Origin of the sequence: Nonomuraea sp. NPDC049637, assembly GCF_040675235.1 — a bacterium.
Classification (GTDB): Bacteria; Actinomycetota; Actinomycetes; order Streptosporangiales; family Streptosporangiaceae; genus Nonomuraea.
In genome coordinates, this window is the sequence record NZ_JBFAOM010000070.1 from 17,323 (window position 1) to 36,732 (window position 19,410).

16 protein-coding genes and 1 pseudogene are annotated in these 19,410 nt (G+C 72.7%); 6 read left to right on the forward strand and 11 right to left on the reverse strand.

Annotation, left to right across the window (positions count from 1 at the left end; all coding sequences use genetic code 11):
• Positions 1–15 precede the first annotated feature (15 nt).
• Positions 16–855, reverse strand: a complete 840-nt coding sequence (locus tag AB0J71_RS46600; protein WP_364420675.1) for a hypothetical protein — start codon at positions 853–855, stop codon at positions 16–18.
• Positions 856–1,115: 260 nt separating this feature from the next.
• Between AB0J71_RS46600 and AB0J71_RS46605 the strand changes: the two genes are divergently transcribed.
• Positions 1,116–4,181 (forward strand): S8 family serine peptidase, encoded by a 3,066-nt coding sequence (locus AB0J71_RS46605; RefSeq protein ID WP_364420677.1) that lies wholly within the window; start codon positions 1,116–1,118, stop codon positions 4,179–4,181.
• A gap of 85 nt (positions 4,182–4,266) precedes the next feature.
• Here AB0J71_RS46605 and AB0J71_RS46610 read toward each other — a convergent pair whose 3' ends face one another.
• On the reverse strand, positions 4,267–4,962 hold the full coding sequence (locus tag AB0J71_RS46610) for an NADP-dependent oxidoreductase (protein ID WP_364420680.1): 696 nt from the start codon (positions 4,960–4,962) through the stop codon (positions 4,267–4,269).
• Between AB0J71_RS46610 and AB0J71_RS46615 the strand changes: the two genes are divergently transcribed.
• Positions 4,961–5,200 (forward strand): helix-turn-helix domain-containing protein, encoded by a 240-nt coding sequence (locus tag AB0J71_RS46615; RefSeq protein WP_352327616.1) that lies wholly within the window; start codon positions 4,961–4,963, stop codon positions 5,198–5,200. The genes AB0J71_RS46610 and AB0J71_RS46615 overlap by 2 nt on opposite strands.
• Positions 5,201–5,205: 5 nt before the next feature.
• On the opposite strand, the gene AB0J71_RS46620 is transcribed toward AB0J71_RS46615, so the two are convergent.
• Positions 5,206–6,621 carry an FAD-binding oxidoreductase gene (locus tag AB0J71_RS46620; RefSeq protein WP_364420685.1) on the reverse strand — a complete coding sequence of 472 codons (1,416 nt, stop codon included), beginning with the start codon at positions 6,619–6,621 and terminating at the stop codon, positions 5,206–5,208.
• Positions 6,622–6,670: 49 nt separating this feature from the next.
• A complete protein-coding gene (locus tag AB0J71_RS46625) occupies positions 6,671–7,576 on the reverse strand; it encodes an LLM class flavin-dependent oxidoreductase (RefSeq protein ID WP_364420687.1) in 906 nt (301 codons plus the stop codon).
• A gap of 199 nt (positions 7,577–7,775) precedes the next feature.
• Between AB0J71_RS46625 and AB0J71_RS46630 the strand changes: the two genes are divergently transcribed.
• Positions 7,776–8,498 (forward strand): SDR family oxidoreductase, encoded by a 723-nt coding sequence (locus tag AB0J71_RS46630; RefSeq protein ID WP_364420689.1) that lies wholly within the window; start codon positions 7,776–7,778, stop codon positions 8,496–8,498.
• The gene (locus AB0J71_RS46635) at positions 8,488–9,018 is read left to right on the forward strand and encodes a MarR family winged helix-turn-helix transcriptional regulator (protein WP_352327613.1); all 531 of its coding nucleotides are present in this window, start codon (positions 8,488–8,490) and stop codon (positions 9,016–9,018) included. Before AB0J71_RS46630 ends, AB0J71_RS46635 begins: the two co-directional genes overlap by 11 nt.
• A 93-nt stretch (positions 9,019–9,111) precedes the next feature.
• Here AB0J71_RS46635 and AB0J71_RS46640 read toward each other — a convergent pair whose 3' ends face one another.
• From AB0J71_RS46640 to AB0J71_RS46660, 5 genes are all read right to left on the reverse strand, one after another.
• Positions 9,112–10,869: a hypothetical protein gene (locus tag AB0J71_RS46640; RefSeq protein ID WP_352327612.1), complete on the reverse strand. Its 1,758-nt coding sequence runs from the start codon at positions 10,867–10,869 to the stop codon at positions 9,112–9,114.
• A 140-nt stretch (positions 10,870–11,009) separates the two neighbouring features.
• The gene (locus AB0J71_RS46645; RefSeq protein WP_364420691.1) at positions 11,010–11,948 is read right to left on the reverse strand and encodes a hypothetical protein; all 939 of its coding nucleotides are present in this window, start codon (positions 11,946–11,948) and stop codon (positions 11,010–11,012) included.
• Complete coding sequence (locus AB0J71_RS46650) at positions 11,945–12,277, reverse strand: helix-turn-helix transcriptional regulator (protein WP_352327610.1); 333 nt, start codon at positions 12,275–12,277, stop codon at positions 11,945–11,947. The genes AB0J71_RS46645 and AB0J71_RS46650 overlap by 4 nt, the downstream gene beginning before the upstream one ends.
• A gap of 57 nt (positions 12,278–12,334) precedes the next feature.
• A complete protein-coding gene (locus AB0J71_RS46655) occupies positions 12,335–13,126 on the reverse strand; it encodes a hypothetical protein (RefSeq protein ID WP_364420693.1) in 792 nt (263 codons plus the stop codon).
• Between the two features lie 218 nt (positions 13,127–13,344).
• Positions 13,345–16,641 carry a serine/threonine-protein kinase gene (locus tag AB0J71_RS46660; RefSeq protein ID WP_364420695.1) on the reverse strand — a complete coding sequence of 1,099 codons (3,297 nt, stop codon included), beginning with the start codon at positions 16,639–16,641 and terminating at the stop codon, positions 13,345–13,347.
• 95 nt (positions 16,642–16,736) lie between these two features.
• Here AB0J71_RS46660 and AB0J71_RS46665 point away from each other — a divergent pair, with 95 nt between their 5' ends.
• Both AB0J71_RS46665 and AB0J71_RS46670 read left to right on the forward strand, forming a co-directional pair.
• On the forward strand, positions 16,737–17,309 hold the full coding sequence (locus AB0J71_RS46665; protein ID WP_364420697.1) for a hypothetical protein: 573 nt from the start codon (positions 16,737–16,739) through the stop codon (positions 17,307–17,309).
• 121 nt (positions 17,310–17,430) lie between these two features.
• Positions 17,431–18,015, forward strand: coding sequence for a dihydrofolate reductase family protein (locus tag AB0J71_RS46670; RefSeq protein WP_352328713.1), 585 nt, complete (start codon positions 17,431–17,433; stop codon positions 18,013–18,015).
• 65 nt (positions 18,016–18,080) lie between these two features.
• Here the strand turns inward: AB0J71_RS46670 and AB0J71_RS46675 are convergent, their stop codons facing one another.
• Together AB0J71_RS46675 and AB0J71_RS46680 are read right to left on the reverse strand one after the other, a co-directional pair.
• Positions 18,081–19,088 carry an RNA polymerase subunit sigma-70 gene (locus tag AB0J71_RS46675; protein ID WP_352328711.1) on the reverse strand — a complete coding sequence of 336 codons (1,008 nt, stop codon included), beginning with the start codon at positions 19,086–19,088 and terminating at the stop codon, positions 18,081–18,083.
• 215 nt (positions 19,089–19,303) lie between these two features.
• Positions 19,304–19,410 (reverse strand): annotated as a pseudogene (locus tag AB0J71_RS46680) (RNA polymerase subunit sigma-70); the annotation flags it as partial.

Sequence of the window (19,410 nt, forward strand, 5' to 3'; positions counted from 1 at the left end):
GGCGTCAGGCGGCGGTCACGCCTGGACGCGCACCCGCCGGGCCGCCGCCAAGGAGGCCGCCACGAGAACGGTGAGCACGCTCCAGTACAGGAAACCGCCCACACCGGTCACCAGCAGATTCTCGGCCAGATACACCAGGCCGGGAACCAGGAAGACGGCGGCGGCCAGCGCCCAGCGGCCGTCCCGGGCGACCAGCGTGGCGGCCAGCACCAGCAGCAGGACCACCACCTCGACGCCGGCCCGCGCGACGACCCAGACCGGCTCGTACGCCGGCACCCGCGCGAGCTGCAAGGCCCAGCAGACCGGCGGGACGACCAGCCACCACGGCGACCGGGCCGGCATCGTCGCGCCCCACCGTCGGCCCTTCCCCGGCGCGCGGCCCACCCCGGCCCGCCGGACGGCGAGCACCGCCGTCGCGGCCGCGACCACCCAGTAGGGCGCGACCGGCGCGAGGTCGCCGTACAGCGGGCCTACGTCGACCACCGGGCCGTGGAGCCACCCCAGGACGATGGGCCAGCTCGTCAGCAGCGCGGCGATCGCCGCGAGAGGAGCCGCGACCCGCGTCCATCCCCGCACGAGCGCCACCGTCAGGACGACCCCGAGCACGGTCCACACCTTGTACGTGAGGTAGGGCAGGACGGGCAGCTGCGCGACGGTGACGACCGCCACGGCCAGCGCGCCGAGGTGCAGGCCGTCGGCCCACCCCGGCACCCCGCCCGCCCGGGCGGCCCGCACGCGCACGCTGAACCCGCCCGCCAGCAGAGACAGCGTCTCGCGGAGCGCCGGCCGCCGGGCCCCGGCCGGGCGGTCGCAGGACGAGCGCGGCGGCGCGCCGCAACCTGGCTGCTTCCGCACAGTCGGCCCCCTTCCCTGCGCTGCTCACTGAGAGCCTGCCGCAAATGTCGCACAGGTGGATCGATCTCTCAATGCCGGCCGGTTGGCGACGTGGCTCATAACGGTTCACGCCGGTTCGTCCAAGTAGGGGTGTGGCATTCAGAACTTTGCGAACAGGATTGGTGACCGCCGTACTGGCCGGTTCCCTGGGGGCCGTCACGGCTCAGGAACCCTCACTCGCCGCGGCCCCGACAGGGTCCGGGCCGGTCGTGTCGGGCAGCGTGACGCTCCTGACCGGGGACAAGGTGACGGTCAGCGGCCGGGGCCACCGGGTGGAGAGCGCCCCCGGACGGCAGGTCCGCTACTCGACGCAGTTCCGCGACGGACACCTCCACGTGATCCCCTCGGACGCGCTCCCGCTCCTCAGCGAGGGACTGCTCGACGAGCGGCTCTTCGACGTCACCCAGCTTCTCGCATGGAGGTACGGCGACGCCGACACGGACGAGATCCCCCTGATCAGTCAGACCCCGGGGCAGCAGCCGGCCCCGACGCTGACCGGGACCCGCCTGACCCGCAAGCTCGACGACCTCGGCGCGGCGGCCGTGCGGGTGCCGAAGAGCACCGCCGCGCGGACGTGGCGGAACCTGGTGAGCGGGAGCCGTACGCCGGCCGCGGGCAAGGGCAGGATCTGGCTCGACGGGCGCCGCTCCTTCTCGCTGGACCGCAGCACCGCGCAGATCGGCGCGACCGAGGCGTGGAAGCAGGGGTTCACCGGCCAGGGCGTCACGGTGGCCGTGCTCGACAGCGGCTACGACGCCGGTCATCCCGATCTCAAGGGCGTCGTCACCCAGGAGCGCAACTTCTCCGACGAGCCGGACATGACCGACCGCGTCGGCCACGGCACGCACGTCTCCTCGATCGTCGCCGGGGCCGGGGAGAAGTACCGAGGCGTCGCGCCGGGGGCCCGCATCGCCATGGGGAAGGTGGGCGGCGTGGACGGCATCACCGACTCGGCGTTGCTGGCCGGCATGGAGTGGGCCGCCACCGAGGTCCGCGCCAAGGTCGTCAACATGAGCCTCGGCACGGTGGACGAACCCGGCGACGACCCCGTCGAGCAGGCGATCAACACCCTGTCGGAACGGACGGGCACGCTCTTCGTGGTGGCGGCCGGCAACGGCGGCGGCGAAGGGTCCGTGACCAGCCCGTCCACCGCGGACGCCGCGCTCTCCGTGGGCGCCGTCGACCGGTCGGACCGGGTGGCCGCGTTCTCCGACAGGGGCCCCAGAACGGGCGACCACGCGATCAAGCCCGAGATCACCGCCCCGGGCGTGGACATCGTCGCCGCCGCGGCCGAGGGCACCGCCGACGGGCCCCATGTGGCGCACAGCGGGACGTCCATGGCCGCGCCGCACGTGAGCGGCGCGGCGGCGATCCTCGCCCAGCGACACCCCGGCTGGACCGGGCAGCAGCTCAAGGCCGCGCTGGTCGACAGCGCCAGGCCCACCAGCGGCACCGGCCTCTACGAGCAGGGCGCCGGGCGGGTGGACGTGCCCCGCGCCCTGGCGCAGCCGGTGGTCGCCTCACCCGCCACCGTCTGGGCCGCCTTCCCGTGGCAGCACACCGGTGGCGACCGGGCGACCCGGACGATCACCTACACCAACGACGGGGACGCCCCCGTCACCCTGAACCTCACGACCGACACCGACGTGCTGAAGCTGCCGCAGGACAAGCTGGAGGTCCCGGCCGGCGGGCAGGCGTCCCTCACCCTCACCGTCGACGTCACCGGCAAGCCCGCCGGCGACTACCCGGGCGTGCTCACCGCCGCCTCCGGCGACACGATCCTCCGTACGCCGGCGGGCGCGTACGTGGAACCGGAGTCCCACGACGTCACCGTCAGCACGGTCGCCAGGTCGGGCGCCGCGCCCGGCGTGGTGTTCGGAATGGTCTACGACCAGGCGAGCGGCGCCCAGCGGATCCTCAACTTCCGCGGCGGGATGGCGAAGGCACGGCTCCCGAAGGGCGCCTGGAACCTCTACACCGAGATCTACGACTTCGACCCCGTCGTCCTGACGACCGGACACCGGCCGCTCACGGTCGGCGACGGCGACCTGAGCGTCACGGTCGACGCGCGCGAGGGCAAGCGGATCCGGTTCGCCGTGGACGACCCCACCGCCGCGGCCGACCAGGTGTTCGGCCTCTACCTGGCCAACGGTCCATGGCAGTACGGCTGGTACGCCTCCGGCCAGGACCCCAACGAGGGCAACTACGTCATTCCGGTCCGGCAACCCGGGCTCACCTACGAGTCCTGGACCGTCTGGCACAAGAAGGACACCGCGCCCAGCCCGTACCGCTACGACCTCGTCGACCGCCGCACCGGCGGCATCCCGGACGACCCCACCTATTCCGCCCGGGCCAGGGACCTGGTCAAGGCGTCCGAGACGTTCCGCTCCACGGGCGCGGCCGGCACGGGCACCATGTGGACGGGACCGCTGGACCCGGCCGGCCTCGGGGCGCTCACCCTGCCCACCAGGGACTTCCCGCTGCCCTCCGCCATGACGCACTACCGCAGCCCCGGGCTCGCCTGGTCCTCGGAGTTCCAGACGGGCGGTTCCCGGCAGATCGGCACCAGCCCGGTGCGCGAGCGCGCCTTCTCCGAGGTCTGGAACGCGGCGGTCGCCGGCCCGTCGTTCGCCACGCCCGGCGGCAGCCGTACCGGGGACACGCTGCGGTTCCTCGCGGGCCGGCTCTACACCGACGGCGTCGCGGGGCTGACCGGCATGGACGACACCGCCACCGGCACCCTGACCCTCTCCCGCGACGGCAGGCAGCTCGCCACCAGCGACATCGCCGGGTGCGCGCCGGGCGACAGCGACCGGTGCGCGCTGTCCGCGACGCTGCCGCAGGACGCCGGCACCTACACCCTCGCCGCGTCCTCGCGCAGGGACACGTCCGTGAACGCCCTGTCCACAGGGGTCGACGCCGTCTGGACGTTCCGCTCGGCCCGTACGGCGCAGGCCACGCCCCTGCCGCTGACGGCGGTCAGGTACGCGCCCAGGGGACTCGACACCGCGAACCGGGCCAGACCGGGGTCACGAACTCCGCTGTCGATCTGGACCGAACGCAACCCCGGCGCCCGCGGCGCCGCGGTGCGCACGGTCAAGCTGGAGTTCTCCACCGACGACGGTGCGACGTGGCAGCCCGTCAGCACCCGGGCGGCCGCCTCCGGCTGGACGGCGACCATCCCCAACCCGGGCTCGCCGGGGTTCGTCTCCCTGCGCGCGACGGTCAAGGACGCCGCCGGTGACGGCGTCACCCAGACGGTGACCCGCGCCTACGCGGTCGGCTGACCGGGCCCGGGCCGCGGGACGGGCGACGTCCCGCGGCCCGGGCCTCGCCCGGGGACGTGCCGCCGCGGCGCGCCCCCGGGCGGTCTCAGCCGGTCACGGTGAGGACGAGCTTGCCCCGGGTGCGGCCGGTCCGGAGGCGGGCGTGGGCCGTGCCGGCCTGCTCCAGTGGGAAGGTCTCCGCCACTTCTACGGCGACCTCGCCGGCGTCGATCAGGCCGGCGATCGTGGCCAGCGCCGCGCCGTCCGGCTCGACCAGGTACGGAGTGACGCGCACGCCGGCCGCCTCGGCGGCCTGGGCCAGTTCCGGGGACACCCCGGCCGTGAGGGTGACCAGCAGCCCACCGGGACGCAGCACCTTGAGCGATCGGGTGCTGGTCCGGTCATGGGCGTCGCCCACCAGGTCGATGACGACGTCGACGTCGGCGGCGGCGTCCTCGAAGCGGGTGGCGGTGTAGTCGACGTACTCGGCGTAGCCGCCGGCGGCGCGCGGGAACCACGGCATGGCGTACACCTCGTCGCCGGGCGCCAGCGTGGTGACGCCGAAGCCGACCTCCTCGACGACACCGGAGACGTCCCAGCCCAGGATCAGCGGGAGCGTCTGCAGCCCCGCCATCCCCTGACCCTCGCGGGTCTTCCAGTCCACCGGGTTGACGCCGGCGGCGTGCACCCGCACCAGCACCTCGGTCGGCAACGGCTCGGGGCGCGCGACCTCCTCGACGGTCAGCACCTCCGGCCCGCCGAACTCCCTGACGGTGACAGCCCGCATGACGTGCTCGCTCATGTTCTTCTCCACTTCCTGTCCGCCAGGACGGCGGTCCCGGCAGTGGCTGGCTCAGCGGCGGCTGGCGCACGCGCGGCTGCTGCTGGAGTCCACCGACCTGAGCGTCGCCCGGATCGCCGCCGCCTGCGGCTTCGGCGACCCCGTCGCCCTGCGCAAGCACTTCCACACGTACCTGGGCCTGTCACCGCTGGCCTACCGTCGCGCCCACAACGCACCCGAGCCGACGACGGCACGGTGAGCGACTCAGCGGCGAGCCGGCGGGATGTTGTGGTTGAAGCGGAACATGTTGCCGGGGTCGTGGGCCGTCTTGACGGCGACCAGCCGCTCGTAGGCCTCCGGGGTGAACGCCTGGCGCACGTCCTCCGGGTCGGTGTGGGCGACGCCCGCCATGAAGTTGAGCGTGCGCGTCCCGCTGTTCCACGGGGCGAGCGTCCGGACGACCCGGTCCTGCCCGGCGTGTACGGCCTCGTCCGCGCCGATGCCGAGGACACCGGCGGAGTACACCTGGAACTGGTCGGGGGTGTGCGCGACCGCGTTCGGCAGGCGCGGCGGCCGGGCGAGGGCGCCGCCGAGATGACGGATCTCGATGCCGACCGCGCTGTCCGACCCGGGGCCCACCAGCGCCAGGATCGCCTCGACGGCGTCGTGGTCGAGGTGGGTGAGCCGGAAGTTGTCGATGTGGTACGAGCCGGGCGTCGGCGGATCGTTGTGGATGGTGCCGACCTCGGTGTACGGGATGTCGGCGACCGTGTCGAGCAGCGGCGTGGCGATCTCGCGCAGCGGCTTGACCAGCCGGGCGCCGTCCCGCGGCGAGCCGAGGTAGCTCAGACGCAGGTGCATGGCGAAACGCCCGCGCAACTCCTCGGGGACCTGGGGCACATCGGGCCAGGGCATCATGAGGAAGGAGGAGCTGAGCTCGTCGGGCACCTCGGTGACCCACGTGCGGTAGAAGTGCAGCACGTCACGGATCGACTCGGCCGGGAAGTACAGGCCGCCGCCGTAGATCCGCGACACCTCCACCAGATCCACCTCAAGTGCGGTGACCACGCCGAAGTTGCCCTTGCCGCCGCGCAACGCCCAGAACAGGTCGGTGTTCTCCTCCTCCGAGGCGGTGCGCAGCTCACCGTCGGCGGTGACGACCTCGATGGAGCGGACGTGGTCGGCGGCGTAACCGTGGCGGCGGGACAGGACGCCGATGCCGCCGCCCAGCGTGTAGGAGACGGCGCCGACGAACGGCGCCGAGCCGTTCAGCGGGGCCAGGCCGTGCCGGGCGGCGGACCCGATGACCTCCCGCCACAGCACGCCCGCCTCCAGCCACGCGGTGCGGCGCCCGGGGTCGACCCGGTGGCCGTCCATGCGCCGCGTGGAGATGAGCACGGCCCCGTCGGCGGGCAGCCCCACGCCGTGGCCGGTGGCCTGTACGGCGACGCCCAGGCCGTGGTCGCGGGCGAAGCGCACCGCGGTCACCACGTCGTCGGCGCCCGCCGCGCCGACGATGACGGCCGGGTGGTGGACGACGGAGCGGTCGAAGCCCTCCGCCTCCTCGGCGTACCCCGGGTCGCCGGGGAGGAAGACCGGGCCCTTGACGCTGCCGGCGAGTCCCGTCACGGCCCCGGCGGTCAGCGTGGGGCCGGCCGTCGGCCGGATCTGCTCGATCACTGCATGTCCTTACGTGTCGTCGGTCGGGTGGCGTGTCGGCCGGTCCAGGTCAGCCCGTGGTGAACTCGAACGTCGGGTTGCGCCGGGCCCCCACCCGCTCCAGCGCCTCGGCCAGCAGGTGCACCTGGTCCAGGGAACTGCCGGCCGGGTAGAGCACCAGGTCGTCGACGCCCGCGTCCGACAAGGCGATCAGCTCCTTGAGCAGGCGCTCGTCGGAGTCGAGCGAGTCGGCGCGGACCGCCTCGTAGTACGGCGACTCCTTGGAGCCGTAGTAGTGGGCCACGTACTCGTCGGTGAGCTGGACGGCCTCGGGACCGCAGCAGAAGTAGCGGCCGGTGAGGATGTGCGGCTTGCCGGGCCGCCCGGCCGTGGCCCAGGCCTCCGTGACGCCCTGCACGCCCTTCACCAGCAGGTCCAGGCTCAGCGTCGGCGCCACCCAGCCGTCGCCGAAACGGGCGGCGCGGGCGTAGCCCGCCGGGATCAGGCCACCGATGAGCAGCTTGGGACGGCCCTTGCCGGGCAGCGGGGTGGGGCCGGAGATGCTGGTGACCTCCCCGTCCCAGACGCGGCGCAGCTCGGTCAGGGTCTCGTCGAAGATCCTGCCGTGGCCCTTGTCGGGAGCGCCGCTGAGGGTGAAGTCGTCCGGCCAGCCCCCGATGCCCAGGCCCGCCGTGAGCCGGCCCTGCGAGATCAGGTCGACGGTGGCGAGCTGCTTGGCGAACAGGATCGGGTTGCCCCGCCATCCGACGTTCAGCACGCTGGTGAACAGCTGGACGCGCTCGGTCACCGCCGCGGCGACGCCGAGGGAGACCAGCGGGTCAAGGATGTCGTAGACCAGGCGGTCGATGGATCCCAGGGAGTGGAAGCCGAGGCGCTCGCTGTCCTCCGCCCACTGCTTGACCTCCCGCGCAGGACGTCCGGGAACGGCGTTCGGCAGACCGATTCCAATATTCACGAGCACTCCGTCTCAAGATCTCACTCCGGCACAACGATGCGGACAGTCCGTTTCCGGCCGTCCTCATGCGCCCCCGTGGCGCACAGCCATGACGCTATTCAGGAAGATCGGCATCGGTCTTGTACGGATCGGACGCGAGGGCGGGCAGGCCCGACGGGTGTAGCCTGACTTTAGGGCTAAACTCGAAGGAGGAATGAGCATGACGCGCACGATCGTGGTCAGCGGCGGCGGCACCGGCATCGGCAGAGCGGTGGCGGCCCGCTTCGCGGCCGACGGGGACCAGGTGGTGATCATCGGCCGTCGCGCCGACGTGCTGGAGAAGACGGCCGCCGAGATCGGCGCCCTCGCCCTGCCCGCCGACCTCAGCGAGCCGGCCGACGTCGAACGGGTGCGCGGCGACCTGGCCGAACGGTTCGGCGGGATCGACGTCCTGGTCAACAACGCCGGCGGCAACGTCGAGGGGCGCGGCGGCGTCGGCGACCTCGCCGAGCGGTGGACGGCCAACTTCCGGGCCAACGTGCTGACCTCGGTGCTGCCCACCGAGGCGCTGCGCGACCTGCTCAATCCGGCCGGGCGGGTGGTGTTCCTCAGCTCGATCGCGGCCCTGCGGGGCTCGGGCGGCACGTCGTACGGGCCGATGAAGGCAGCGCTGCACCCGTACGCCTACGATCTCGCCGCCGCTCTCGGGCCGCGCGGCGTCACGGTGAACGTGGTCGCGCCGGGGTTCATCGAGGACACCGAGTTCTTCGGCGGCGCTCTTGACGACGACCGCCGCGCCACCCTCGTCGCCCAGACCTGCACCGGCCGCGCCGGGACGCCGGGAGACGTCGCCGAGACCGTCCACTGGCTCGCCTCGCCCGGCGGCGGTCATGTCACCGCCCAGGTCGTCCAGGTCAACGGCGGCGCCGAACGTGGCCGCTGACCTGCCCCGCGACGGAGCCGACGCGATCCAGGACGCCTGGCGGCGTGAGCTGCCGGGCGTCCCGGTGGAGTCGATCGGGGTCATCACCCGGATCTGGTGGGCCGCCAAGGTCTTCGGCGACGAGCGCCGCCGCCTGCTCGCCCGCCTCGGCGTGGACGTCGCCACGCTGGACCTGCTGTCCACCCTGCGCCGTTCCGGGCCGCCGTACCGGATGAGCCCCGGCGCGCTGGCCGAGGCGTGCATGGTGACGCGCGGCGCGATCACCCAGCGCGTGGAGCGGGCCGTCGCGGCGGGACTGGTCGAACGGACCACCGCCGGAACGGGTTACCACACCCGCGCGGTCACCCTCACCGAGGCCGGCCACGCCCTGCTCGACCGCGTCGTGGCCGGTCTGCTCACCGCAGAGGACCGCCTCCTCGGCCACCTGCCGCTCCAGCGCCGCGAGCAGCTCGCCGACCTCCTGCGCGAACTCCTGGCCGGGTTCGGCGGCCCCGAGCCGACCGGCCAGGTAGGCGACTGACTCCCCGGACGGCGGCAGGTCCCGAGCAACGAGGCACTACCTAGAGTCGCTGCCGAACGGAACCCTCGGGAAGCCCGTCGTCCCCGGCGATCCTCACTGCAAGAGCAGAGCGGCGTTGACCCTCACCTCGTAGACGTCGCGGTACGGGCTCGACCCACCCCCCACAGGCCACAGATAGGGCAGCGGCTGGGTCAGGTCGAAGGAGATGGTCGGGTTGGTCGGCTGGACGGTGTCGACCGGATAGATGGTCCACCGCGGCGTCTGGTCCGGCGTGCCCGTTCCCGGGCTGGGCTGGGAGCTGGGCTGGGAGCTGGGCTGGGGTACCGGATGGAAGGGCGGCGGGTCGATGTTGACGTAGGTCATGGTCGAACGCGGGCCCACGTTGGGGATGATGCCGCCGCCGCCTCCCCCTCCGCCGCCGGTGCCGCCGGTCGACCCGCCGCTCTGGGTGGCCTTGGCGGGCAGATAGTGACGGTCGCTGGGGCCGCCGTCGCACGGCTGCGCCGCCCTGGCCGGTGGGGGCGCCCCGTCGGCCGCCTTGAGGCGCAGCCCGAGCTCACCGGCGATCATCAGGGCGTAGTGACCCGCCAGCGCCTTCTGCCCCTCCTGGTTGGGATGCCCCGACTGCTGCGCCATGTTGAATTCGTCGCCTCCCTCGGCGGGGGTCCAGCTGATGCTGCGAACGTAAGGGGCCCTGCTCCCCAGCTCGTGGCCGGCGAAGGCGTTCGCGAGGTCCAGCACGTCGGCGGCGATCCCGTGGTCGGCCAGGACCTGCTGCGCCTTCTTGATGGAGGCGGTCAGCCGAGGTCCGAGAGCGCGGAGCGGCTCCAGGTCCGCCGAGGTCACCAGCCATCGCATCAGGCCTCCCGGTGTGAGACCCTGCGCCAGGGGCTGGGGATAGTTGACCATCATGATCCTCGCCTTGCCGCTGGTGGCGACGTTCATCGCCCGCACCAGCTGCACCAGACGCGCCGAGAGGGTCGTCGGCTGTGTCAGCGGGCGGACGAACGGCGGACGCGGCGGCTCCGAGTCCGCCCATTCCTGCGCGGAGGTGCGGGTGACGTCGAGCAGCGGCGCGACCTCCGCCACGATGCTGTCCCGGGAGCCGATGTTCTTCTGGAGCAGGGCCTTCAGCATGGGCCCGAAGCGGGCGTCGTTGCCGCCGAAGCCGGAGATCACCAGGTCGGTGGCGGCGTCCAGCCCTTCGTTCTGCGGCGGGTTGACGCGGCCGTGGTCGTTCTGGCCCACGAAGAAGTGCTCGGTGGCCGCGCCGGAGGAGGCGTTGAAACGCACGTCGAAGAAGACCTCGGGGTTGGCGCGCCGCAGCAGGTCGATGGCCTGCAGGACCGCGGCGTTGGCCGAGCGGTGACGGAAGTCCTCGGCGTAGTCGGCCTCGGTGTGGCCCTCCGCCGGGATGCGGCCGCCGTTGGGCCCGGGAAGGAAGCGCATGGGTTCGGGCAGGAAGCCGCGCTTGTTGTAGTAGTTTCCCGCCCCCTCTCCCGACATGTACGAGTCGCCATTGATGACGATCTTGACGACCCGCTGCCCCGGCCGGGGGACGCCCTGGCGGAACTGGACGGGCTTGTCGTCCCCCCAGAACGGCGGCCCGCCCGGCCCGCCGCCCACCGGCGGGCAGGTGTCGGTCGGCGCGTACCGCTGAGCCAGATACTCCAGGCCGCCGACGGCGGGGAGGTTCGCCAGCGATTCGGCGTCGTAGTCGTCGAGCAGCGGGACGTCGGTGATGGGGGCGGCGCTCGCGGGAGTGAAGCCGGAGCTCGCGACCAGGGCCATGGCCAGGGCCCCCGCGGTGAGGGCGCGGGGCAGGGGCCGCCGTAAGGATCTTCGGGTCATGCCGTCAACTATGAGCAACCCTCACGTGGCCTGCCTCCTGCTGAGGAACGAGCCCGCTTCTCCGCCGACTGGCCGCCCGCCCTCCTGCGACAGGCCGGTACCCCGGCCGGCGAGCCCGATGTGCTCCCGGAGCCTGCGCCTCAAGAAGCCGGGGCTCGTCTCAGGTGCCGCCGCCGCCGGGTCAAGGCGGCCGCGGCGGTGAAGGCCAGGGCCGCGCATCCGAGTTGGGCAAGGGCCGTGACGGCCGGCACCGACGGCAGGTCGCCGAGGTCGCCGAGGGCCGCCGCGGGCACGAACAGCAACAGCGCCGCCCGCCGCCCCACGGCCGACCGGCACGCGTATCCGGCGGCCAGCCCGACCACGACGAGCCAGGGCACGGGTTTCCAGCTCACGACGTCCTGGTGGGCGATCACGTCCACCCAGCGCACGATGGCCTTGCTGGCGGTCAGCCCGGCCACGGCGAGCGGCCCCCACAGCAGGAACGCGCGCCGGGGAACGACCGCGATCGCGCGGTACGCCACGGGCGCGAAGGCGATGACGACGGTCGCGAGCCGGGCCAGCAGGACCAGGCCGTGGTTGGGGAACAGCAGCGTGTCCACATCCAGCACGCCTGGGTCGTCGGCCAGATCCAGCATGAGCGCGACCAGCGCGGCCACGGCGATCCATCGCCGGGCGAGCAGCACGGCCAGCGCCGGAAGGGCCGCGACGACGATCGGCTCGGCCAGGTACAGCATCCAGGCAGGCCGCTCCACAGCGGCGGCCCCCACGTTCGCCACCGCTTCGGCGCCCTGGAGCACCGCTGTCGCCAGCGCACCTGTGAGCATCAGGAACGGCCACAGCGCCACGGCGAGCGCCAGCCCGGCGCGCCACGCCGGCGTGGACACCGGGCCGAAGGCACGCCGCCCGTGGACGCGCAGCGCGCCCCACAATAAGTCCGCCGCGTCGGCCAGATGAGGACGGGTCTGGCCCGGCCGCGCACCGGCCAGGAGCACGCCGATCATCTCTTCCTCGTGCCGCGCCCGGTGATCGCGCGGGTAGGTGGCCAGGAGACGGCGGTAGCGGGATTCGAGCGGGCTCATGCCGTCCCTCCCGAGCCGATCGCGCGCAGGCGTACGGTGGCCGCCTTGGCGTGCCGGCGCATGCGCTCGGCCTCCGCCGCCAGCCTCGCGGCGCCGTCGCCGGTCAGCCGGTAGTAGCGGCGCACCCGGCCGTCGACGATCTCTTCCCGGTCCTCGGCGATCAGGCCCTCTTCCTGGAGCCGGTCGAAGGCCGCGTACAGGGTGCCGGCGCGCAGGCGAACCTGGCCGTCGGAGATGCGCTCCACGTCGGTGATGACGCCGTATCCGTGTTGTGGACCGGCGGCCAGCGCGGTCAGGATCAGGAAGGTCGGCTCCTGCATCGATCTCATGTGATCAATATATACCGGTAATCGGTCTATGGAACGAGCAGCACTTCGGAGCGGGCTCTAGCGGCGGCGGCCCGTGGACCTCCTGGTGCAGGTGGTGCAGCGGCCGGTCCACGACGGCGTCGAGCCGCCGTCGTCGTTCGCGCAGGAGCCGCCGATCGTCATCGAGCAGGTTCCGCTGTAGGTGCGCGTACGGGTGCCGGCGTCATCGGTGACGGCCGGGGGCTCTTCCTCGACGACCATCGCCTTGCTGCCCTTGCCGCCGCTCGGGCGCGCCTTGAACGACTCGGAGTACTCGTTCGAGAAGTAGGAGCCTTTCGCGGCCTTCCTGCCGACCGCGGGGATCCGGCGGGAGAGCGGGAGGTAGTACCAGCCGTAACCGGATCTGTCGTTCTCGCAGTGCTTGTCGGCGGCGCGGACCCGGGTCTCCTTGCGGACGCAGATCTCGATGCGGTCGTCCCTGTCCAGGATCATGTTCGTCACGCCCTTGCCGCCCTTCTTGGGGGCTCGGTACGTCAGGCCGTCGTACTCGCCGGTCGTTCCCTTGCCGACCTTCCTCCCGATGGCGGGGATCCTCGCGGTGGCGGGCAGGAGGCGGCGGGCGTAGCCCTTCTCCTTGTCGTCGCAGAGCTGGTAGTCGACCCTGATCGAGGTGGCCTTCCTGACGCAGACCTCGACGCGGTCCTCTTCCGCTTCTTCCACGTCGTCCGTGCTGTCTGCCGAGGGGTCGCCGCTCCACGCCTGCGGGGGCTGGACGGCCTGCTCGGGGGCGGGGGGTGAGGCCGAGCATCCCGCGGCGAGGAGGAGTGCCGCCAGGGAGATGCAGGCGAGGCGTAAGACGGTCGGCGACAAAGGGCCCACTTTCTGAATATGTCGGTATATCGCAGTCGTGACGATCAACGACCCACCTCGGAACCGGGGTTCCCCCATTCAGGTAGGGCGAACTTCCCCTTTCGCCGCAGGAAAATACAAGCACGTGCGGGTCTGCGAAGAAGCGCGGCCAGGCCCGCCCACGCCGGCCGCGCCTGCTCCTGATCGCTGTGCGGCACGGGCTCGGCCGCGGTCGCCGGCTAGGGACACGCCTTTCTGTACGGCAGCGTGGGCACGATCACCCGCCACTGGGCCGCGCTCAGCCCGCCCGCCTTCGCGCACACCGCCGCCGCCATCGCCTCCCCGCCCGCGGCGTACCGCCTGACGAGGCCGTTGCCGTCCACGGTCAGCACGGCCGACCCGTCGGCCGTGAACGCCACGTCGAGCGGCTGCCCGATCTCCGGGTCCTGACCGCCGCCCTGGTCGAGCAGCGTGCCGAGGTCCGTGCCCGACATCACGTCGACCAGCCGCACCCTGCCGCCCACCTGGAGGGTGGCGAGCAGGTCCTCGCGCGGCGAGTAGGCGGCGGGTTCGCCGAACCCGCGCACGGTGGCGAGCCTGCGGCGCGTGGCCACGTCCCAGACCGTCATCCGTTGCCGCGCGTCGAGCACCACGACGGCCTTGCCGGAGCGGGTGAAATACGCGCGTACCCCCTCGGCGTTCCTGCCGCCGCCGCCGAACGCCGGCCCCAGGGCCTTGCCGCCGGCCGTCTCCAGCAGGTGCACGCGGTCGCCCGCCACCACCAGCGTCCGCCCGTCGGAGGAGAAGGCCGCGTACTTCGCCGCGCCCGCCCTGGCCGACCACACCCGCCGCCTGGTCCGCCGGTCCCACAGCTCGACCCCGCCCTGCTCGGTGACCACGGCCAGCCTGCCGCCGTCGGGCGAGAAGGCCACCTGCGCGGCGGACGTGCGAATCGTCCCCTGGACGGCGGCCGAGGCGGTGTCCACGATCCGCACCCCGGGCCCGTACGTGGCGACGAAACGGGAGTCCGGGCTGAACACCGCGTTCTCCGCCTCCGGCAACGCGCCGATCTTCCGCCCGCCGACGGCGGACAACGCGCCGTCGCGGACCACGAGATGCCCGTCGCCGCTCAGCGCCGCCGTCGTCACGATGTGATCGTCGTCCTCGAGAGCCAGGTCCGCCACGTTCACCGAGAAGACCTGGTCGCCCAGCAGGTAGCGGAACGTGCTCCCGTCGAAGGCTCCCTGCACCGCGTCCTCATCCGCACTCACCTGGACCGAGGTGAGCAGCTGCGTGTCCGACCTGCGCCAGAACTGGATGGAGCGCGGTCCCACCGTCGCGATGAGGCCAGGGCCGAACACGGCCGCGCCGCCGTTCCAGGTGCCCTGGGTGCCGGCGCCGTCCTTGTCGCCGATGAAGTCCTTCGCCCCGGTCCTCAGGTCGGTCAGCTCCAGCAGGCGACCGCGCCGTGCGGCGCGCCAGACCCCGTCCCGGCTGAACGTGCCCGCGGGGGCGGGCCCGAGCGCCTTGGCGGCGCCGGTTCGCAGGTCCCAGCGGGTACGCCGGTCAGCCTCCTCGAGCAGGACGGAGTCGTCCCGCTCGAACACCACGTCGACCCACTCGCTCGTGAAGTCCTTGGCGGCGGGGAAGGCGTGGTCGCTGATCGGCCTGCCGCTGACGAAGTCGACCGCGGTGGCGCGCGTGGCCGTCACGGTCACCAGCACCTTGCCCGACGGGCTCAGCGTCACGCTGTCCAGCGGCTCGGCCGGGCGGGTGGGGAGCGTCCGCAGGAGCCGGCCGTTGCGCACGTCCCACGCGCGCGTCGTCGTGGAGTCGGCGCTGACCAGCGTGCGGCCGTCGGCGCCGAGCGTCCGTACCGTGTCGCCGGCGGTGGACGGGTCGCCGAACATCGCCGTCTCGCGTCGCCCGAGCGAGGCCACCAGGGCCGCTCTGGTGGCCGGCGTGTGGTCCAGCCGCCAGGCCGCCAGGCTCGCCAGCATCGCCTGGTGCGGGTCGTTGCGGCGGGCCGTGGTCGCCGCCGCCGCCAGCCTGGCCGCCTCCGATCGGGTCAGCTGCCCGGCGATCTGCTCGGCCCGGTCGTCGGCCACCGCGCTCTGCTGCACGGCCAGCCCGCCGGCGACCAGCGCGATCACCAGCAGCCCGCCCAGGCTCAGCGAGGTCAGCCGGGCCCGCCTGGCCCGCTGCCCGGCCAGGGCGGCCGCCGCGGCCAGGAAGTCGCGTTCGGCGGGCGACAGGGTGATGTCGCGGCGGGCGGTGGCCGCCCAATGCAACGCGTTCTCCAGGTCGCTGCCCTGGAACAGGTCGCCGTCCCGGCGTCCCGCCGCCTCCCAGCGCCGCGCCGCGGTGAGGATCTGCCGGTGGACGGCCAGGCCGTCGAGGTTGGACTCGATCCACCGGCGGTACCGCGGCCAGGCGTGGGGGAGGGCCGGTCTGGCCAGCCGTACGCCGCCGTCCTGGCTGGCCAGGAGATAGCCGAACACGGCGAGGATCCTCCGCACGGCGGCCACCTCGCGCGAGGCCCGCCCCTCGACGAGCTCGGCCAGCTCGGCGTGCCGGACCGACAACTCGCCCGCCTCGTCCACCGTCACCAGCCGCAGGAACACCTCGGGGACCAGCTCGCGCTCGGCCGGATCGAGCATCGTGTACGCCTGCTCGGCCAGCGTGCCGAGCGCGGGATCGTGCCCCCGCGCGCCGATCCCGGCGGCCTGGTGGCCGCCCTGGGCCAGCAGGCGGGCGGTGTCGAGGGCGCCGTCGCCGCTGACCAGCGCCAGCAGCAGCTCGCGGGCGGTCGGCCGCTGGGCCGGCTCCTTGGACAGCGCCGAGGAGACCAGCCGGCGCAGCGTCCTGGGCAGGGCGGACAGGTCGGGGGTGGCCGACAACACCTGGTGCATGACGCTTCCCAGGCTCTCGGCGTGGAACGGATCACGGCCGGTGGCGGCGAAGACGATGACGGCTCCCCAGGCGAACACGTCCGCCGAGGCGTCCGCCCGCTGGCCGATGAACACCTCGGGGGCCATGTAGGTGGGCGTGCCGCTCACCACGCCGGTCGCGGTGAGGGACATCTCGGCGGTCCTGGCGATGCCGAAGTCGATCACGCGGGGACCGTCCGGGCCCAGCAGCACGTTGTCGGGCTTGAGGTCGCGGTGGATCACCCCGGCGTCGTGGATGGCGGTCAGCGCCGTCGCGATGGCGGTGGCCAGGCGGTGCAGGTCGTCACCGGCGAAGATCCGGCCCGCCGTGCGCAGGCTCGGGCCCTCCACGTACTCGCTGACGATGTAGGGACGCGGGCCCTCCAGCCCGGCCTCGATGATCGGCGCGGTGCAGAACGAGGCCACCCGCTGCGCGGCCGCCGCCTCCCGGCCGAGCTGGGCCACCTGGTCGCCGTGCAGCACCTTGATCGCCACCCGGCGGCCGTCCTCGGCATAGGCCTCGTACACCACGCCCTGGCCGCCGGCACCGAGCCGCCCGGCCAGCCAGTACCCACCGATCCGCTGAGGGTCTCCTTCGATCAACACGCTCGTTTGATGCACTCATCACGGACGAAGTTCCGCCCGAAATACCGGAAAGAGAGGGCCGAACCCTTTTCGATCGAGCTGCATCCAACCCTGACATGAACAAGATTCAGAACCTTGCCGCCCTGGCCGTGCTCCCCGTTGCCGCAGCTCTCGTGGCCTTCCCCGCGCAGGCGGCGGAGCGTCCCAGTTGTCCCCTGCCCTCCAAGGCGGACGTGCGGCGCTCGTCGGCCGACAAGGTCGACAAGCCCGCGAGAGGCGCGGCGGCGATCAAGGGGGTCCGCGTCAACCACATCCCGAAGGGCTTCACGAACGGGCAGGTGCTCGTCAACAAGCATGACGGCATGGTCGAGTACAGCTACCAGTGGTCGGACGACCGCGACGACATGAGCCGCCGGCACCGGTCGCTGTGGGTCAGGGTGGTGTGCTGGCCGAAGGCGACCTCGCTGGCGCAGCTCAAGAACGCGCCCTTCCACATCGGGACGTTCTCCGGTGACCCGACCACCGCGAAGATCGGCGATCGCCAGGTGCTTCGCCAGCAGGGTGACGGCGCGCTGGGGGCCGGTGTGTACACGGGCTGGGTCGAGCGCCCGGGAGTCGTCGTCACCGTGATGGCGACCCCGCCTCTCGTGCCGGAACTGACGAAGATCATCAAGGGCATCCGGCTCTGATCCTGCGTCCGACCTCGACTCCGCACCGGCCGGGAACCAGCCGCAGCGGATCGCGCACCGATGAGGTTTCCGGGCCGCGCCCGTCTGTACACGTGAGACCGACTCACGGAAGGCTGGCAGGATGCGGAAACTGATCTTCGGCATGAACGTGACCCTGGACGGCTACATCGCCGCGCCCGGCGACGACATCGGCTGGAGCGCGGGGGAGGGGCCGGACTCGTCGCCGAGCGCCGAGCTGTTCCAGTGGTGGTACGACCAGATGCGGGCGAGCGAGCTGTCGCTGTACGGCCGCAAGTTGTGGGAGGCGATGAGCTCCCACTGGCCGACCGGCGACCAGCTGCCCGGCGCCACCCCGGCGCAGATCGCGTTCGCGCGCCTGTGGCGGGACATGCCGAAGGTGGTGTTCTCGTCGACGATCGACAAGGTCGACTGGAACGCCCGCCTGGTCACCGGCGACGCCGTCACCGAGATCACCAGGCTCAAGGCCGAGGACGGCGGCCCGATGGACATCGGCGGCGCGACGCTCGCCGCGGCCGCCATGCGGGCCGGCCTGATCGACGAGTACGCGATCGTCACCCATCCGGCCCTGGTGGGCGGTGGCACGCCGTTCTTCACCGCGCTGGACAGCTGGGTGAACCTCGACCTGGTCGAGACGCGGACGTTCCCCGGCGGCGTGCTGCTGACCCGATACGAGACGCGGCGCTGAGCACGGGCCGACGCGCTGAGGACGAGGAGGACGGCGAGGCCGGCCCGTGCGCCGGCCCTGTCCGGTCACAGCGTCGCGGGCAGGCCCAGCCATGGTTTGCCGGTGGCGTCGAACCCGGTGAGCTCGGCGATCCTCCCGTCGACGATGTGCAGCACCGCGATGTTGAACAGACGGTGTCGCGGGTCGTCGGCGGTGCGGCGGTACAACACGGCGGCGGGCATGAGGTTGACCGTCGTGGCGATGCAGCGCCAGTCGTCGTAGCCGCGCTGGAAGAGGCCGTGGGAGACCCAGCCGTCCACCGCGTCCCTGGCCGTGACGGTCGAAGTGCCCGGCTCGGGCAGCATCGTGAAGCGCAGGTCGTCGCGGAGCAGGGCCGTCAGCCCGTCGAGGTCGTTGCGTTCATGGGCGTCCATGTACGACTTCACCACGCCGCGCTCGTCCTGCGACAGCTCGTGCGTGGCCGGGCTCCGCCAGTCGAGGCGGCGGCCGGGCAGCTGCTCGCGCACCGTCACGCGCGCCCGCTGCAGCGCGCTGGTCACCGACGCGACGGTCAGTTCGAGGGCGCCGGCGGCCTTCGAGGCCGGCCAGCCGAGGACGTCGCGCAACACGAACACCGCTCGCTGCCGCGGCGGCAGGTGCTGGACGGCGACGATGAACGCCAGCTCGATCGTCTCCCGCGCCACCACCGACTCCTGCGGGTCCACCGGGAGCATCCGGTCCGGGTAGGGCTGCAGGTGGTGCACCTCCGAGCCCGCGCCCGGCAGCTCGGCGGGCACGGGCATGCGGTCGTTGCGCTTGTCCAGGAAGTCCAGGCAGGCGTTCGTCGCGATCCGGTACAGCCAGGTCCGCAGCGCGGCGTGACCCTTGAACGACTCCCGCCTGTTCCACGCCCGCAGGAACGTCTCCTGCGTCATGTCCTGGGCGTCCTCGTAGTTGGCGAGCATCCGGTAGCAGTGCACCTGGAGCGCGTGCCGGTAGGGCTCGGTGATGAGGGCGAACTCTGCCGCGTCGTCCGAGCGGGCCGCCGCGATGAACGCGGCCCCGTCGTCGGCCGGCAGTCTGGCGTCGGTCATGGTCGTCAATCCTTCCGCGGGTGGCGAGGGCTGTCAGTACTGACGACGTGGCGGAGGATTTCTGAGCGGTGCAGCCGCTGACACCGGGCCGTTCGTCAGGGAGGGCCGCTCGCCTTGACGTAGTCGGGGCCGAGGACGTCCAGAAGCGCCAGGGCCTCGGCGTCAGGGGAGCCCGGCGGCGCGCTGTAGAGGATGAGGTTCCTCGCGCGCCGGGCGAACGGGACCCAGAACAGGTCGTGCAGCACGAACGCCAGCCGCTCGCTCGGGGTGAGCGAGTCGAGCACCACGAGGAGGGCGAGGCCGACCGAGTCGGCCAGCGCCG

What these genes read in the sequence shown, in the direction of transcription:
- AB0J71_RS46615 (WP_352327616.1), top strand. Translation starts at nt 4,961, where the DNA reads ATGTTCTTCTCCACTTCCTGTCCGCCAGGACGGCGGTCCCGGCAGTGG.
- AB0J71_RS46630 (WP_364420689.1), top strand. Translation starts at nt 7,776, where the DNA reads ATGACGCGCACGATCGTGGTCAGCGGCGGCGGCACCGGCATCGGCAGA.
- AB0J71_RS46650 (WP_352327610.1), bottom strand. Translation starts at nt 12,277, where the DNA reads ATGAGATCGATGCAGGAGCCGACCTTCCTGATCCTGACCGCGCTGGCC.
- AB0J71_RS46675 (WP_352328711.1), bottom strand. Translation starts at nt 19,088, where the DNA reads ATGACCGACGCCAGACTGCCGGCCGACGACGGGGCCGCGTTCATCGCG.
- AB0J71_RS46645 (WP_364420691.1), bottom strand. Translation starts at nt 11,948, where the DNA reads ATGAGCCCGCTCGAATCCCGCTACCGCCGTCTCCTGGCCACCTACCCG.
- AB0J71_RS46665 (WP_364420697.1), top strand. Translation starts at nt 16,737, where the DNA reads ATGAACAAGATTCAGAACCTTGCCGCCCTGGCCGTGCTCCCCGTTGCC.
- AB0J71_RS46610 (WP_364420680.1), bottom strand. Translation starts at nt 4,962, where the DNA reads ATGAGCGAGCACGTCATGCGGGCTGTCACCGTCAGGGAGTTCGGCGGG.
- AB0J71_RS46670 (WP_352328713.1), top strand. Translation starts at nt 17,431, where the DNA reads ATGCGGAAACTGATCTTCGGCATGAACGTGACCCTGGACGGCTACATC.
- AB0J71_RS46640 (WP_352327612.1), bottom strand. Translation starts at nt 10,869, where the DNA reads ATGACCCGAAGATCCTTACGGCGGCCCCTGCCCCGCGCCCTCACCGCG.